The 15,165-nt window shown below is 70.3% G+C and carries 20 protein-coding genes; 5 read left to right on the forward strand and 15 right to left on the reverse strand.

Annotated features, from left to right (window positions below):
• Positions 1 to 267 precede the first annotated feature (267 nt).
• The 4 genes from AB0C12_RS32975 to AB0C12_RS32990 form a co-directional block, all read right to left on the reverse strand.
• Entirely contained in the window at positions 268 to 765 is a 498-nt protein-coding gene (locus tag AB0C12_RS32975) for an NUDIX hydrolase (protein WP_360553784.1), read from the reverse strand.
• Between the two features lie 46 nt (positions 766 to 811).
• Positions 812 to 2,629 (reverse strand): NAD-binding protein, encoded by a 1,818-nt coding sequence (locus AB0C12_RS32980; RefSeq protein WP_360553785.1) that lies wholly within the window; start codon positions 2,627 to 2,629, stop codon positions 812 to 814.
• Positions 2,630 to 2,641: 12 nt separating this feature from the next.
• Positions 2,642 to 3,028, reverse strand: a complete 387-nt coding sequence (locus AB0C12_RS32985; RefSeq protein WP_360553786.1) for a DUF6394 family protein — start codon at positions 3,026 to 3,028, stop codon at positions 2,642 to 2,644.
• 117 nt (positions 3,029 to 3,145) lie between these two features.
• Positions 3,146 to 3,454, reverse strand: coding sequence for a hypothetical protein (locus tag AB0C12_RS32990; RefSeq protein WP_360553787.1), 309 nt, complete (start codon positions 3,452 to 3,454; stop codon positions 3,146 to 3,148).
• A 219-nt stretch (positions 3,455 to 3,673) separates the two neighbouring features.
• Between AB0C12_RS32990 and AB0C12_RS32995 the strand changes: the two genes are divergently transcribed.
• Together AB0C12_RS32995 and AB0C12_RS33000 are read left to right on the forward strand one after the other, a co-directional pair.
• Complete coding sequence (locus AB0C12_RS32995; RefSeq protein WP_360553788.1) at positions 3,674 to 4,162, forward strand: SigE family RNA polymerase sigma factor; 489 nt, start codon at positions 3,674 to 3,676, stop codon at positions 4,160 to 4,162.
• On the forward strand, positions 4,159 to 4,845 hold the full coding sequence (locus AB0C12_RS33000) for a hypothetical protein (RefSeq protein ID WP_360553789.1): 687 nt from the start codon (positions 4,159 to 4,161) through the stop codon (positions 4,843 to 4,845). Before AB0C12_RS32995 ends, AB0C12_RS33000 begins: the two co-directional genes overlap by 4 nt.
• Before the next feature lies 1 nt (position 4,846).
• Here the strand turns inward: AB0C12_RS33000 and AB0C12_RS33005 are convergent, their stop codons facing one another.
• The 7 genes from AB0C12_RS33005 to AB0C12_RS33035 form a co-directional block, all read right to left on the reverse strand.
• Positions 4,847 to 5,179: a hypothetical protein gene (locus AB0C12_RS33005; RefSeq protein ID WP_360553790.1), complete on the reverse strand. Its 333-nt coding sequence runs from the start codon at positions 5,177 to 5,179 to the stop codon at positions 4,847 to 4,849.
• 15 nt (positions 5,180 to 5,194) lie between these two features.
• Positions 5,195 to 5,656, reverse strand: a complete 462-nt coding sequence (locus AB0C12_RS33010; RefSeq protein WP_360553791.1) for a hypothetical protein — start codon at positions 5,654 to 5,656, stop codon at positions 5,195 to 5,197.
• Positions 5,657 to 5,764: 108 nt separating this feature from the next.
• Positions 5,765 to 5,932 (reverse strand): hypothetical protein, encoded by a 168-nt coding sequence (locus AB0C12_RS33015; RefSeq protein WP_360553792.1) that lies wholly within the window; start codon positions 5,930 to 5,932, stop codon positions 5,765 to 5,767.
• Entirely contained in the window at positions 5,932 to 6,432 is a 501-nt protein-coding gene (locus AB0C12_RS33020; protein ID WP_360553793.1) for a hypothetical protein, read from the reverse strand. Before AB0C12_RS33020 ends, AB0C12_RS33015 begins: the two co-directional genes overlap by 1 nt.
• Positions 6,429 to 6,926 (reverse strand): hypothetical protein, encoded by a 498-nt coding sequence (locus AB0C12_RS33025; protein ID WP_360553794.1) that lies wholly within the window; start codon positions 6,924 to 6,926, stop codon positions 6,429 to 6,431. The genes AB0C12_RS33020 and AB0C12_RS33025 overlap by 4 nt, the downstream gene beginning before the upstream one ends.
• A gap of 1 nt (position 6,927) precedes the next feature.
• On the reverse strand, positions 6,928 to 7,470 hold the full coding sequence (locus AB0C12_RS33030; protein ID WP_360553795.1) for a MauE/DoxX family redox-associated membrane protein: 543 nt from the start codon (positions 7,468 to 7,470) through the stop codon (positions 6,928 to 6,930).
• Positions 7,470 to 8,216: a hypothetical protein gene (locus tag AB0C12_RS33035; RefSeq protein WP_360553796.1), complete on the reverse strand. Its 747-nt coding sequence runs from the start codon at positions 8,214 to 8,216 to the stop codon at positions 7,470 to 7,472. The genes AB0C12_RS33030 and AB0C12_RS33035 overlap by 1 nt, the downstream gene beginning before the upstream one ends.
• A gap of 443 nt (positions 8,217 to 8,659) precedes the next feature.
• On the opposite strand from AB0C12_RS33035, the gene AB0C12_RS33040 reads away from it, so the two are divergent.
• Both AB0C12_RS33040 and AB0C12_RS33045 read left to right on the forward strand, forming a co-directional pair.
• A complete protein-coding gene (locus tag AB0C12_RS33040) occupies positions 8,660 to 9,031 on the forward strand; it encodes a hypothetical protein (protein ID WP_360553797.1) in 372 nt (123 codons plus the stop codon).
• Positions 9,028 to 10,857: a serine/threonine-protein kinase gene (locus AB0C12_RS33045; RefSeq protein ID WP_360553798.1), complete on the forward strand. Its 1,830-nt coding sequence runs from the start codon at positions 9,028 to 9,030 to the stop codon at positions 10,855 to 10,857. The genes AB0C12_RS33040 and AB0C12_RS33045 overlap by 4 nt, the downstream gene beginning before the upstream one ends.
• A gap of 26 nt (positions 10,858 to 10,883) precedes the next feature.
• Here the strand turns inward: AB0C12_RS33045 and AB0C12_RS33050 are convergent, their stop codons facing one another.
• The 4 genes from AB0C12_RS33050 to AB0C12_RS33065 form a co-directional block, all read right to left on the reverse strand.
• Positions 10,884 to 11,462, reverse strand: a complete 579-nt coding sequence (locus AB0C12_RS33050) for a hypothetical protein (RefSeq protein WP_360553799.1) — start codon at positions 11,460 to 11,462, stop codon at positions 10,884 to 10,886.
• 303 nt (positions 11,463 to 11,765) lie between these two features.
• Positions 11,766 to 13,007: a family 16 glycosylhydrolase gene (locus AB0C12_RS33055; protein WP_360553800.1), complete on the reverse strand. Its 1,242-nt coding sequence runs from the start codon at positions 13,005 to 13,007 to the stop codon at positions 11,766 to 11,768.
• Positions 13,008 to 13,123: 116 nt separating this feature from the next.
• Positions 13,124 to 13,912: an SDR family oxidoreductase gene (locus tag AB0C12_RS33060; protein ID WP_360553801.1), complete on the reverse strand. Its 789-nt coding sequence runs from the start codon at positions 13,910 to 13,912 to the stop codon at positions 13,124 to 13,126.
• Between the two features lie 16 nt (positions 13,913 to 13,928).
• The gene (locus tag AB0C12_RS33065) at positions 13,929 to 14,291 is read right to left on the reverse strand and encodes a nuclear transport factor 2 family protein (RefSeq protein WP_360553802.1); all 363 of its coding nucleotides are present in this window, start codon (positions 14,289 to 14,291) and stop codon (positions 13,929 to 13,931) included.
• 78 nt (positions 14,292 to 14,369) lie between these two features.
• Here AB0C12_RS33065 and AB0C12_RS33070 point away from each other — a divergent pair, with 78 nt between their 5' ends.
• On the forward strand, positions 14,370 to 15,164 hold the full coding sequence (locus AB0C12_RS33070; RefSeq protein WP_360553803.1) for a MerR family transcriptional regulator: 795 nt from the start codon (positions 14,370 to 14,372) through the stop codon (positions 15,162 to 15,164).
• The last annotated feature ends 1 nt before the right edge of the window (position 15,165 follow it).

Below are 15,165 nucleotides of genomic sequence, written 5' to 3' on the forward strand. Positions count from 1 at the left end.
AGCGGCGACGAGTGGGTGACGCGGGTGCCGGAGTTCCGGCTGGGCGGCGTCGATACGCGGACACGCGTGTGGCCTCCGTGTGACGAGGTGGCCTGCCCGGTGGTCGTGGGGGCACCGGGCGGACATCTGAGGGGGTAGGGACCGCCGGTGACGTCGGCGGGCCGCGATCACCCTAGGCGGCATCGGGACTGCCGCAATGCCACTTAATCCAGGCATAAGGCAGCCCTAGAGCCTGGTAAATATGGGGAGCTGTCGGCGCTGAGTGCCTCAAGGAATGATCCCCGGTACGGGGCGGCCGTCCTCGAGATAGCGCACCTGTTTCGTCTTCCAGGCGGCGCGTACCCGACGTCGGACCGGTCCGCTGAGCAGCGGCAGGGCCGTGTCGACCGGCAGGATCCGGCTTTCGGCGATCTCGATCGGCTGGATGACCACGGTGTCCAGGAAGGCTTGGTCGAAGACGCCGCAGTCGAACAGGAACCGCATACCACCCGGGCGGTCGGGCCGTGGGCGCAGGAAGTCCACGCAGACGAGCCGCCCCGTGGTGACGTCGAGGCCGCACTCCTCCTTGGTTTCGCGGCGACACGCTTCCCAGGGTGACTCGCCGATCTCGACGATCCCGCCCGGGATCGTCCAGCCGCCCTTGTACGTCGGCTTCAGGATGAGCAGCCGGCCCTTGCGGCCGCGTACCAGAGCTCCGGCGGACGCCGGGATGGTCGGGAGTGTGAACGTCAGCTCGGGCAGCTCACCGGCATTGACGTCGCTCATGGAAATCATGCTAGAGCCGGCGTGACCGATCGGCTGAGTGCGTCCTTCAGGCGTCTGGAAAGCCCTCATACCGGGAAGAGTGCGGCACCCGGCCGGTCAACCGTTGCCACAGCCAACCCGACGGGACGGACCGTCCGGTCAGGACGTACTCGCTGACGGCATGGTGGGTCATGGTGTCGAGCAGGGACCGGCGTGCCGAGGGTCGTCCGACGAACAGGAGCTGGTCGCCGGGCGCCAGGATGGTGTCGCCGTTCGGACCGAGGATGCTCTCGGAGTCACGTTGCAGCAGCAGCGGCACAGCGGCGAGGGGCGTGCTCCGGTCCTGCGGGCTGTTCAGCATGGTTCCCAGCCGGGCGTCGCCCGCACGCAGCCAGGAGACAAGGGCGGGTGCGTCGCGGTCGTTCAGGGTGACCTTCCAGACGCTGCCGAGGCGTCGGCCGCACTGCTGACGGAGGCGGCCGATGACTTCTGCTGCCCAGTCGTCGCCGCGTGCCGGCATGTGCTGCAGGAAGCGCCACAGCAGTGGGGTGCTCAGCTGGGCGTAGACCTCGCGCGCCACCATCTCGGTCGGCACCAGCAGCCGGTCGACGTCCATCGCCGCGAACAGCGGTGCGCTGGCGGGCCGGTTCTGCCGCGAGGCGATGAACAGTGCGGGGTTCACCTGGCGGGCAGCGGCGATCAGGGACAAGTTCGTCGTGTCGTTGTCGGTGCCGGCGACGAAACCCACCGCCTGCTCCAGGCCGGCGCGCGCCAGCACGGCGGGCTCGGACGCGTCGCCCACGACGACCGCGGTGCCCGTCAGGTCGTCCGGCTGCCGGTCCAGGATGACCACGTCCAGGCCCTCGGCGCGCAGGTCCTCGGTGAGCTTCCGGCCGAACCGGCCGTAGCCGCAGATGACCCAACGTCCGGCCCTCGGCAGCCGGCCCGGCTCGGGCAGGTCGGCGCCCGGGCCGCTCTCCAGCCAGGACATCAGCTGGTACGACGCGGGGGATCGCAGGGCGAGCCCCAGATGGTCGCCGAAGCGGTCGAACGGGTTGACGACCGTCGGTGAGCCGAAGGCCCGCATCCGGTGCTCGATCGCGGGCGAGACGGTCCGGGCGATGACCGGTAGGTCCGGGCGGACGAGAGCGGCGGTCATCGCGACGACCAGGTTGACCTCGTCGTTGTCGGTGAGTGCCAGCACTCCTTCACACCGGGGGTGCTCCAGACCGGCGACGGCCAAGGTGTGCGGGTTGCCGGCGTCCCCGGCCAGCCCGGGTACGTCGGCGTGGTACGAGTCGACGTCCAGCGAGTCGACGCGTTCCCCGGACATGTCGAGCACGACGAAGCGCCGGCCGATGGCGTCCAGCGAGCGACCGAGCAACTTGCCGGTTTGCCCGTACCCGACGATCAGCAGGAACGGCTCGCGCAGCCTGCTCACCGTACGGGTGAAGCGCTGCAACCGCAGCGCCTGCCGGAACGCCCGGTCCTGCAGCAACGTCAGCAGCGACCCGATGGCGTACGCCCACCCGATCACGGTGAGGTAGATGGCGGCCATCACCCACAGCCGCTGGGCGCCGGTGAACGGTTGGGGAATTTCGCCGTACCCGATCGTGGTGGCCGTGTAGCTCATGAAGTAGAACGCGTCGAAGAACCCCATCCGGGTGGGGTGTCCGGCGGCGTCCCGGCCGGGAATCAGGGTCAGGCCCAGGACGCTGACGGCGAAGATCGTGATCAGGACGATCAGCGGGGCCCGCATGCGGCGCAGGATCAGGAAGACCGTGGACGACGTCTCCGCCGACCGGGCGGAGAACGCCCGCCGGGGTCGCCAGTGCCGCCGGTTGTCGCGGTCCCGGAACCGGTCCTGCCTCGCCGGATCAGCCACGACTCCTCCCCGTCACCGGCGGTGGAACGACACGGTCTCGATCACCAGGAGCACGACCGAGACGAGATTGGCCAGCAGTGCGCCCCCGGACAGCGACACGACGCTGGCCATCGCCGCCCCGTTGAGGCCGCTCGACGCGATCTGGGAGGCGTACCCCCAGGCCAGCGCGGCGGCGATCAGTTGCAGGTCGGCGACGAGGCTGGTGGCCAGGTGCACCGCCCCGATCTGGGTACGGTCGCCGAATTTCAACACGGTCGCGATGAGGCTGACCACGATCGCCGCGAACAGCTCGTACACGTTGTGCAACGACGGGTCGGACAGGTCGCCGATGAAGAACCCGAAGTTGAGCGTCGCGGCCAGCAGCACGAAAAAGCCGAAGATCACCTTTTCGAGACTCATGCGTGCCTCCTCCAGGTCGGAAACTCACGCTAGCTCGATACCGCCTCAGCCGCTGGGCCGCCCGCGGAATGCTGGACCGCCTGGACGAGGCGACCGCCGCCGTCACCAGGCCTGCCGTCACCGGTGACCGGTGGGACGCAGAAGCACGGCGTACAGGTCACGGGAGCCGGGCTCGTGGACGTTTCCGTCGGCATCGCGTCCGAGCGGAGCCGACTCGCCGGTAGCTGGGAAGTACCAGACCTCTTCCACATCAGCCAATGGTGAACAGTCATCCCCTCCTGTTTCGTCCAGGCCGACGATGACGACGGCCTCGCCGGGAAGGTCGGCCAGGATGCCGCGCAACTCCGCGACGGTGATCGTCCCGAGGGTGAGCATCGGATCCACGCGCGCATTCTGATCCCGAACGTAAGTGTTGTCCTCGGGCACACTGCCTCCGTTCGCCGTGACGTCACCATGGGATGTCGCTGTTCGACGATAAAAGGCCGAGGCTGCACGAGGTGTGCCAACGCCCAGCCGCGCCGGTCGCGGCTGTCACCGCTCGGTCATGGCTGTTTCCGGGGCACTGCGGGACACCGCGAACGGCAGTTTGCTCGAGTTCCTCGCGACGGCATGCAACAAAGCCGGTCCCCGGCGTGTAATCAAGGTATGAGGGGTGCGGACTTCGAGGCGTACGTGCGTGAGGTCAGCCCTGGGCTGCTTCGGTTCGGGCACGTCCTGACCCTCGATCGGTCCGAGGCCGAAGATCTCGCGCAGGAGACGCTCATCCGGGTGGGACTGGCCTGGTCGCGCGTGCGGCAGGACGGCAACCCGGTCGGTTACGCCAACCGGACCATGGTCAACCTGTTCCTCAACCGGCGCCGCGGACGCGTGGACATTCCCGTCGCGGCGATGCCGGAGCGGGGCGAGGAGGATCTCGGCATCGCTGCTGTCGATGCCGCGGGCGCCCTGCGCGACCTGCTGGCCGGGCTGCCACCGCGGCAGCGGGCAGTGGTCGCGTTGCGGTATGTCCACGACATGCCGGACGACGAGATCGCCGCGCTGCTCGGATGCAGTCCGCAGACCGTGCGCTCCCAGGTGTCCCGGGGCCTGGCCACCATGCGCTCCCACCGGCCCGACGAGGAGGTGACGTCGTGACCGACCGTGAGCTGGCCGAGTTCGACATCCCGGTGCCCCAGGATTTCGTGCAGCGCGTGCAGCGGGGCGTGCGTCGCCGCCGCCTGCGGCGGGCCGCGGCGACCGGGAGCGCCGCGCTGGCCGTCGCCGGGGTTGTTGCCGGCGGCTTCGCGCTGGCGCAGGGCGGCTCGCCGCAGGCGCCGGTCACGCCGCCGGTCGCCGCGTCGTCCGGGAGGAGCGGGCCGGCCGGCTCCGCCCTGGACGGCTATGTCGTCACCTCGCTGCCGCAGGGCGCGGTCCGAGCCGGTGAGGACAGCTTCTACACGGCCCGGGTCACTGACCAGGGCCTGGTCAACGACGGTACGGGACCAGGGCCGGGTGACCCGGGCGCGTCGGTGACCATGCGGCGCTACGACCGGGCCGATGGCGCCAGCTTCTTCGTCACGGTGATGCGGCCGGTGACCGGTGACGCCGCCACCGTCGGGGCTCAGCTGTTGACGGGTGCGACGGCCGGCGTGACGCCGGCCGCCGCCCGGTTCGACACGTCGGTCGGTACGGCTCAGGTGTTCCGGAGCGTGGGCGACGAGATCACCACGTACCGGGCGGTCGTCGCCACCCCGGAGCACGTGGTGATCACGGTCGAGGGCAACGGGAAGGCCCGCGCCCCGGAGATCCAGGATCTGGCCCGGAGCATCGACCGCTGAGCTAGCAGCGGGGGATCGTTCCACTGGTGACGCTGATCTGACCGGAGTGGCTGTACCCGGTCACGCCGGTGGCCCGGTTGCGGTGGTAGTACCAGATGTTGGTTCCGCCGGTCTGTTCGCCCAGTTTGTAGCAGGTGATGTTGGCGCCCTGGCCGGGATACCCGAGGCCGTGCACCGCGCAGCCGGAGGTCGTCTGCGGACATTTGCGGATGCGTACGCCCGAACCGGTGTAGTCGCCGCTGGCGGCCGCGAAGGCCGGGGCGGCCGGGATCAGCGCGACCGCGCTCAGCAGCACACCGGCCGCGGCCGTGCCCAGTATTCTCCTCGTTCTCATGGCATCTCCTCTTCGCTAGGTCACTGCGTGGATCACGCCGGCGACGGCCAGCAGCGTCGTCGCCACCGTCGTCAGCCGGAACGGCCGGCCGGCGACGCTGTACCGCCTGTCCCAGTCGGAGCCGTCGCCCCAGCCGAGCCGGACCAACGGCATCACCGCCCGGCCGGCCCCGAACGCGGCACCGGCCAGTAGTGCACAGGGCCACCAGGCCAGCAGGGCCACGGTCAGCGCGGCCAGGTGCGGCACACTGCTGGTCATGAACGTGCGCAATCCGGTGCCCATCTCGAAACCGAACTGCCAGGCGCCGATCCGGCCGCCCTCCTGAATCACGGTGGACGGCACCTGCCGGCCGTTCTGGGGCAGCCACACCCGTACCAGACCGGACTCGTTGCCGACCACCACGACCGCGAGCACCCCGATCAGGGCCAGGCGCAGCCAGGTGGGCAGCACCGGCCGCAGCAGCGACCCGAGCAGCACCAGCAGCGCGCCGGTCGTGACGCCACCCAGTACCTCTCCGGCGGCGAAGTGCCACCGTGCGTTTCCCCGCCAAACTGACGAGCTCAGCAGATCTGCCGAGTTCAGGCTTCAAACGGAGCCGGAGATGGCGTACCCGGACACCAGCCCGAGCAGCAGCCACCACAGGACAGCGACCGGCGGCCCGCCGGCCAGGACCGAGGCCGCGGCGGCGGCGGCCGCCGCGGCGAGGACGACGGCCGGTGTCCACGGATGGAACAGGGGCCGGACCAGGAGCATCAGATGGCCGTCCGGCAGATGCTGAACGTGTTGCGCGACGTGCTGCCGTCGCGGTAGACGGTCCAGCCGTCGGAGCACTTGCGGTGGACACCGCCACCGGTCCAGCGCCACGCGTTCCGGCTACTGCAGCTGGTGTTGTCGAAGGTGTAGTTGTAGGTCACGGAACTGCCGGAGTAACTGTCGTTGCGGTGCCAGGAGCCGTTGCAGGTGCTGCTGTACCAGGCGCTCGCGGGGACGCACGTGGACGGGGAGCCCGAGTAGTAGCCGCGGCAGTCGTTCCACACCGACAGCACCGGGTTCGGGTTGGTCGCGCGGCTCGGCAGCACCCGGGTGACCAGGTCCAGGGCGCTCAGGCCGAGGCCCAGCGCGCCACCGCCGACCAGCCGCAGCAGCGTGCGCCGGCCCAGGCGGGAGCCGCGGATCGTCGCGGTCACCACGCTCGGGGTGGCGTCCGGGGGCGCGGTGTGGAAATCGGGCAGGGCGGCTGCGGTGATCGTCATGACGGGACCTCCGTGGTGGGCGTGGATGTGGGGTCGAGGGCAGCCCGGAGCGGTCTCAGGTCACCACCGGGAACCGCCTCGATGACAGTGCCGTCGGCGGCGATGACGACGATGCCGGGCGACCAGGACGGGGCGAGGTCCCGGTACGCCTGCGCGTCGACCAGCACCTCCACGCCGTCCGACCGCTGGTAGTCACCGGACGCGGCGAGGACGGCGAACTCGGCGGCGCCCGCGTACGTCGCGGCCAGCTTCCGGAACTCCGGCAGGACCTCGGCGCAGATGCTGCACCCCGGTTCGGCCGTGAACACGTACCGTCGGGAAGCGGTGAGCGGGCGCAGTGACCGTGCGGAATCGGGCAGGCCGGCGCGGGCGCCGGCCGGCAACCGCAAGGCCGCCTGCAGAATACGGACCTGTTGCAGCAGTGCCGCGAAGCCGAAGGCGAGCACGATGATCGCCAGCCAGGCGAGGATCAGGGCAGCGGTGGTGAAGCTCATCTCAGAGTGTCCTCCGGGGTGTCGGAGCGGCGACGGCGGTCAGGACGACGGCCGCGCCGGCACCCACCATGGCGGTGAGCGCGGCGAGCAGTCGCCAGCCGGCGATCTCGGTCAGGGCAGGTGCCGGCCACGGCGAGGCCAGGGCCGCGCCGGCGGCGAGCATCGCGACCGCCCGCAGCAGCGACCGGCCGGCCCGTTCGCCGGTGGCGCCGAGGCACCCGCAGGAGGCAGCCGGGTCGCGGTAGGTCAGGACGGCCAGGTAACCGGCGAAGATCAGGTAGACGAGCGCGACCGCGGCGCCCGCCAGCCGCGCCGCACCGGGGGAGTGCACCGGCGCGACGGCGGAGGCGACGCCGATCCCGATCGACCCCGCCGGCAGCAGCCCGGCGACCGCGTCGATCCACCGGCGGGGAACGATCCGGTGCGCGCGCAGGTGGTGGCGCAGCATCGGGGGGTCACGGTGGTGCCGGAACCCGGCCACGACCAGCAGAGTCGCCCCAGCCTGAACGACGATCAGCAGGACCAGGGCCGCGAGCGCCGCCACTACTTCCAGTGCAGTGCGCTGAGTCCGGTCAGGAAGGCGAGGGCCTCGTCCTCGGAACTCTCCCGTGGATTCAGCGTGGCCACCGCGGTCGGCGTCGCGCACACCAGCACGGGCTTCGGTGCGGCCTCCTTGGCGTCACTGATCTGCCGCCACACCTCGCCGACCGCCACCCGGTGACCGGACCAGGCCGGGAGGCTCGCCTCTTCGGTCTCCGCCTTGCGGACGGTGAGGTAACCGACCGGAGGCAGGTGCTTGAACGCGGTGATCCGCTGCCACGACTGCCCGGACGGCAACCCCACCTGGAGCCCGGCCGGGGCGTCGGCGAAGGTGAGATCGTCCAGCTTGCTCAGCATCTGCGCGTGGGTCGCGCGCGGTTCGTTGACCCAGCAGTACGCCTCATGCCAGCGGCCCTGCCACGCGACGAGGCCGACCGATCCGTCGACGTTGGCAGCGAGCAGAAAGGTGCCGCCCTGGGCCGGGTACTCGGCGATGTACTTTCCGTTCAGCAGCACCGCGACATGACCGTCCACAGTGCCGGCCGGGCCGGTCTCGAACGCGCGCCCCCCGATGCTGCTCGCCTCGGGGGTTCCGCTGAACCGGACCCGGTTCTCGGTGAACCACGGCTCGATCAGGCCGGAGTCCGCGTGTTTGACCGTCAACGTGCTGCCGTCGGGCGCGACGAGTCGTCCGCCGGACCGTGGGCGCCACGCTCGGACCGCCTCGCGATCGATCGTCCGCACTGCCATGGAGATCCCCCCGCTCACTCTTGGTGTGACACACGTTACGGAGCGGAAAGATCCTTCTCGATCTCCGAGGGGACATCATCCACAAACGACAAAGCTGCGCACACCGACCGATCTCCGCGTTGTTCGGATTGAGCGCGATATGGCTGTCGGGCTCGCAAATGCCGACGGCGACGCTGCTCGGGGAGAGGCACGCGGCAGCTGCGCGGCCGGCGATGCGTCCTCGCGCCCATCATCATGCTGGCTCGCGCGCTGGGCGCCCCGGCTCGCAAGGGCGGCCAGCCGGGCTGCAGATCAATATGTCCACTGTCGACGGCAGTGCGCCGGCCGACGGCGCCCGCACCGGCCCGGTTGGTGTTGTATCCGGCCGCGCCGCTGGAGATCGGCAGCGGAGTGACCGGTGACCTGCTGGAGCCCGGCCCCGCACGGTGCTTGAGGAGACGCCGGTGACCGTGATCATGCTCGCCGGGCCACCGCCGGCGCCGGTATGTGCGATCATCGCTCGGATCACCGGCGACGCGTCCGCGAACGCCGTCCTCCGGGCGGCGGCCGAGCCGGCCTCGGCGTACGGGGTCGAGCTGGTCGTCGACGCGGGTCTCCGGCAGTGTCGCGGCGGCCCTGCGCGAGCTGCGCCGCCATGGTGTGGCTGTGCGGCCGAGCCGGCCGTCGTGGCCGGCGACGGGTCGGACGGCGCGCATGTCGTCGTGCGACCCGGAGCGGATCAGGTCGAGGAGACCCCGGCGCAGGGGGTGCCCCGACTGCGCAGCCCGGCAGGCATCGGATCGGATGGGGAAGCGACGCAGGTGACGAGAGCATGACCGGTGGTGCAGGCCCGGCGGACGGGCGGCCGCTGCTGCCTGGCGACCCGCGGCAGCTGGGCCGCTACGAGCTGATCGGCCGGCTCGGTGAGGGCGGCATGGGTACGGTCTACCTGGCGTCGACGCCGGAGGGCCGCCGGGTCGCCATCAAAATCATCAAGTCCGATCTGGCCGACGACCCGCAGTTCCGGCAGCGGTTCCGCACCGAGGTGGAGCGGGCCCAGGACGTCCCGCCGTTCTGCACCGCCGAGGTCCTCGACGCCGACCCCGACCACGCCCAGCCGTACCTGGTCGTGGAGTACGTCGCGGGGCCCAGCCTCGCCTCGGTCGTCGCCGAGCACGGGCCGCTGAGCTCCTCGAACCTGCACGGCCTGGCCATCGGGGTGGCCACGGCGCTCACCGCGATCCACGGCGCCGGCGTGATCCACCGCGACCTCAAACCCAGCAACGTGCTGCTCGCTCCCGGCAGCCCGAAGGTCATCGACTTCGGGATCGCGCGGGCTGTCGAAGGGGCCGTGAACCACACCCGGACCGACCAGATGGTCGGCACCGTGACCTACATGGCGCCGGAGCGCTTCGACTCCAGCACCGGCCGCAACCTCACCCCGGCGGCGGACATCTTCGCCTGGGGGGCGGTGATCGCCTACGCCGGCACCGGCCGCACGCCCTTCGCGGCGGACCTGCCGCACGTGGTCGCGGTGCGCATCCTGACCATGCCACCCGTCCTGGAGGGCCTCACCGGACCCCTGCGCGACCTCGTCGAGCAGGCGCTGGCCAAGGATCCCGCCGATCGGCCCACCGCGCGGGAGCTGCTCGACCGGCTCCTGGCCACCGGGCCGTACCGGGCCGGCAGCGCCGCCGCCGCCCTGGAGCGGCAACCCGCGCTGCGCGAGGCGGTCGCCGACGCGCGTGCCGCCGACGACGTGCAGGCCCGCGAGCGTACGGCCGCGATGCAGCTGCCCTCGCCGACGACCCGGTCCGACCTGCCGGGCCGAGGCGCCGCGGAGGGGGCCCTGGCGGGAGCAGAGCCGACGGTGGTGATTGCGCCGCAGATGGTCCCTCAGCGTGCGTCAGTCCCGCGGCGCGGATTCCGGGCGGCGGCCACCGCCGTCCTCGCCGGCACCGCCGTGATCGCGGTGACCTTGCTCGTCGGCATCGTGACCGGGTTGATCCCGGTGAACCGGGGCAACGACGAGAATCCCCAGGCGGTCGGGCCGAGTGCCACGCCGGGCGTTTCGGCTGCGGCACCGTCGGTCGCGCCGGACGGCGTCACCGTCATCGCCGACCCGCTGACCTCCGAACGGGACTGGCGGGTCGTGCGGGATCCGGCGAACAAGGCGAGCTGTGAGTTCGACGGCGCGCTGGTGGTGGAGAAGCGGTCGGCCGGACCGTACAGGTGCCCCGGGCCGCGGCGGCTGCTCACCGACTTCACCGCCACCGTGACGGCCAAGCTGCTCACCGAGGGCGCGTGCGCGGCCGTCTGGCTCCGCTTCGACAAGGTCGATGCCACGGCGAACCGGGAAGCCGGCTACGTGCTGGCGATCTGCGCCGACGGCTACACGCTGATGACCCATGGTGCCACCGGGGTGAGCGACATGGCCGAGCTGGCGTCGTTCCCGTTCGCCGAGCCGGTAGGGCTGGGTGAGCCGATCGCGGTCGCCATCACCGCCGACGGGTCCAAGCTGTCGTTCAGCCGCGACGGCACCGAGGTCGGCAGCTGGAAGGACTCCGAGTTTCCCAGCGGGCGGGTGGTTTTCGGCATGCTGAACAAGTCAACGAAGTCGCCCGCCCAGGTGTCGTTCAACGACGTGGCGATCCGCGCCTGAGCTGTCGGTCCGCTCGGCGTGGGTGGTCAGAGGTCGGCCGCGGCGTCGTACCGGCGGCGCAGGTCGGCCATTTCGGAATCGGTCAGCGCTTCCTTGGTCGCCTGCTCCGCGTACTTGGCCGGGAACATCTGCCGGAGCCGGTCGATGAACTTGACGTCGTCGGTCGCCTCGACCACCTGGATGCCGACGGGCTCGGTCGACATGTCCAGGATCACCGGGCCGGCGAGCTTCACCGCCACGTCCCACGGGCGCTTCTTCTCGGCGACCCCGCAGAAGTGGAAGCCGTAGACCGTCCGCACCTCGGCCAGAGTGGTTGCCTGAGCGGGCTCGTGGCCGTACACGTGGACCCCGCAGATCACCGGCGCCGACTGTTCCTCGGTCGCCACCTGCTGGCCACCGTGACCGGTGTGGTTGTGCTGCTCCGGTTTCGACTGTTCGAGCGTGGTGCGCATCCGATTCATGATCTGCCCTCGCAGATCCTCCGGAGCCGCCTCCGGGCCGGCCGATCGGGTGAGGGCGACCACGCCGGCCGACAGCAGCAGGATGAGCGTCGCCCACACGTAGCGGTTCCGGTGCCACCCTGCGATGCCCGCCCAGAACTTCATGATCGCTTCTCTCGTCGCTCTTGCGCCGCCGCGGAAACGACCGGTGACGCGGCGCGCTTGCGCGAAGCGGCGGATCGCGGGCCTCCGCACGGAACGTCAGGCGATGTCCTGGGCCGCAGCGTCGCCGGAGTGGTGGCAGCGGGTGGAGTCACGGAAGGTTCCCCCGTTCTTCGGCGCGAGCATGGGAGCGCTCCCAGACAGAATGACACCGATCTGCCCAGCTATCAACCGACGTCGATGGATTTCCGTGACGAAAGGTCAGCAGGCAGGAGCCTGCTGACCTTTCTGGCGCTCACCGATGACTCAGGCCCGGGTCCATTTCTGGCTGCTGGCGCCCGAGCAGTCCCAGAGGTGGAGCTGCGAGCCGTTGGCGGTGCCTCGGTTCACGATGTCCACGCAGCGGTTGGCGGCCGGATTGACCAGGTCGCCGGCGGCCGAGAGGGTGAACTTCTGCGCGTTCGTGCCGTTGCAGGTGTAGAGCTGGATCGCCGTACCGTTGGCGGTGCCGGCGGCCGCGGCATCCATGCACTTGCCCAGCGCGCGGACGCTGCCGTCGCTGTTGAACGACCACTGCTGCGCGGCGGTGCCGTTGCAGTCGTAGGTCTGCAGCCGGGCGGCGTCCACCGGGTTGGCCCCCGGGATGTCGATGCAACGGCCGCTGAGGCTCGACTTGAGCGCGGTGCCACCGCTGGGCGGCGGCGTGGTCGGGCCCGAGTTCGACGTGCTGACGTGCACGTAGTCGATCAGCATCCGGCTCTCGGCGGGCAGCCCGGCGGGGTTGCCCTGACCGAAGTTACCGCCGACGGCCAGGTTGAGGATGATGAAGAACGGATGGTTGAAGACCCAGCTCACGTTGCCCTTGGCGGCTGACAGCGAGGCCGGGGTGGCCCGGAAGTACTCCTGGCCGTCCACGGTCCAGACGATCAGGTTCGCCGACCAGTCGACGGCGTAGTTGTGGAAGGCCTGGTACCACGGCGAGCCGGCGACGAGGGTGTTGCCGTACGAGCTGCCGCCGGAGTAGCCGGGGCCGTGCAGCGTGCCGAACAGCCGGTTGGGGTCCCGGCCGACGACCTCCATGATGTCGATCTCGCCGTCGGCCGGCCAGTTGCCGCCGCCGAGCATCCAGAAGGCGGGCCAGAGGCCGGAGCCGTTCGGGACTTGGATGCGGGCCTCGATGTGACCGTACTGCTGGGTGAACTTGCCGGCGGTCTGGATGCGGCCGGAGGTGAACTGGCAGGTGCCGTTCCAGCAGTCGTTGTGGCCGCCACTGCCCTTCCGGGCCGTGATGACCAGGTGGCCCTGCCCGTCCATGGCGACGTTGTTGGTGCCGCTGGTGTAGTACTGCAGCTCCTGGTTGCCGAAGCCGCTGCCGCCGGTGTCGAAGTTCCACTTCGACGAGTCGACGCCGGTGCCGGCGCCGCCGTTGAATTCTTCGTTCCAGACCACGGCTGCTTCGGCTGTGTCGCCGCGTGAGGCGACGGCGAGGCCACCGCTGAGTGTCACCACGACGGCTGCCGCGGCGATGAGGAACCTGGACTTTCGCATGGGGGATGCCCTCCGGGGGAGAGGTTATATATGTTAATAGTCTTGTGAGATTGATTGGCATCAGTCAAGCGAAACCGGTTCCGGAACTGTTTCAGCAGCTCGAACCCGTTGGCGGCTCAGACGGTCGGGACTGTTCCGCCATCGATCACGTACTCGGCGCCCACGATGGCCGAGGCGCGGTCCGAGACCAGGAACCCGACGAGGTCGGCGATCTCCTCGGTGTGGGCGAACCGTCCCAGCGGTACGCCTCCGAGAGAGTCGAAGATGCTCTGCTTGGCTTGTTCGCGGCTGATCCCCTTGCCCTCGGCGATCCGGTCCACGAACCTCTCGTAGGCCTCAGTCTCGATCCCGCCCGGGCTGATCGCGTTGACGCGGACGCCGCGCGGGGCGAGTTCGTTGGCGAGCCCCTTGCTGTAGGTGCGCAACGCGGCTTTCGCTGCCGCGTAGGCCAGGGACGCTTCGTACTGAGGAAGCTCACGCTGGATCGAGGTGAAGTGCAGCACGACCGCCGACCCGGCCTCGATCATCGCCGGGAGGAGAGCTCGATCCAGCCGCACCGCTCCGAGGAAGTTCAGGTTCAGCTCGATCATCCACTGGTCGTCGGTGATGACCGCGAACCCACCGGACGGCGTCGAGGCACCTCCGACGACGTGCACCAGGATGTCCAGTGCGCCGCCGGTCTCGGCGATCCGGTCGGCCACCGCCCTCGCGCCCTCGACCGTCGAGGTGTCGGCCGCGATGAACCGGTCGGGGCGCTCGTAGCCCTCGGGCATCGTCCGGGCCGTCACGTAGACGTCGGCGCCCATCTCCCGCAGTCTTGCGACGACGGCCGCGCCCGAGCCTTTCGATCCGCCCGTGACCAGCGCGCGGCGTCCATCGAGACGATCGCGATCTGAAGTAGGCATGCTCTCTCCTCCGACGTCAGGATCCGTGGTTGGCGATGACAAGTTCGGTCACAACGTCCTCACGGATCGTGAACCGGTAGTCGAGCTCAGCCACGCCGCCCGGGAAGGTCCCCTCGAGCCGCAGGGTCACCACCCAGTGGTCGTCGTCGACGCGGGCAGCACCGATCTGCTCGGTCGTGTACTCGAACTCCGAGCCGGCGTCCCGCAGGAACGCGTGAATCTGCTCTCGGCCGTGGAAGGACTCGCCCTGATCGACGGCCACCGCATCCTCGGCGAAGAAGGACGATGCTGTGTCGGCATCGCGGACGATGTGAGCGGCGAGGAAACCGCGGACGGTGGTGGGGAGTGAATCGGACCGGAGGTCGATGTGGTGTGTCATGAGCCCACCGTGTGGCCTCGCGGCGCAGGAAGGTCAAACGCTGGACTCTCTCCCGGGGAGAGCCCTCATACTGCGGGGGTGCTGACGATCGGCGAGTTCTCGCGCCTGACCCACCTGAGCGTGCGGACCCTGCGCCGGTACCACGAGGGCGACCTGCTGAAACCCGCCGTGGTGGACGAGACCTCCGGCTACCGCTACTACGCCGTCGAGCAGATTCCGACCGCCCAGGTCATCAACCGGCTCCGCGAACTCGACGTCCCCTTGAGCGACGTGCAGCGGATCCTGGGGTCCCCGGACCCCGGTGTCCGCGCGAGCCTGATCGCCGACCACCTGCAGCGCCTGGAGGCCGAACTCGACCGCACCCGAGTCGCGGTCGCGTCGCTGCGCCGCCTGCTCCGGCCCGACCCGGCGCCGATCGAGGTGGAGCTCCGCGCCGAGCCCGCCCGCACGGTCGCGGCGGTGGCGGCTGTCGTCGACGAGGGCGAGGTCGAAGCCTGGTTTGCGGGCGCCATGGCCGAGTTGAAGGTGGCCGTTGGCGACGCGCAGACCGGTCCACCGGGTGGCACCTACGACAATTCCCTGTTCGAGCAGGGCCGCGGTCACGTGCTGGTCTACCTGCCGACGGACGCTCCACCTCGTACCGGGCGGGTGCACGCCGCGACCCTGCCCGCCGCGGAACTGGCCGTGGCCACCCACGTCGGCGAGCACGACGGCGTCGAGGTCACCTACGGCCAGCTCGGTACCTGGGTCGTGAAGAACGCGATGTCGGTGGCGGGGCCCGTGCGGGAGGTCTACCTCGTCGGACCTCAGGACGCGGACGATCCGGCCGCGTGGCGCACCGAGATCGGGTGGCCGGTGTTCCGAGTGACCTGAA

The organism is Actinoplanes sp. NPDC048967 (genome assembly GCF_040649415.1).
Taxonomy (GTDB): domain Bacteria; phylum Actinomycetota; class Actinomycetes; order Mycobacteriales; family Micromonosporaceae; genus Actinoplanes.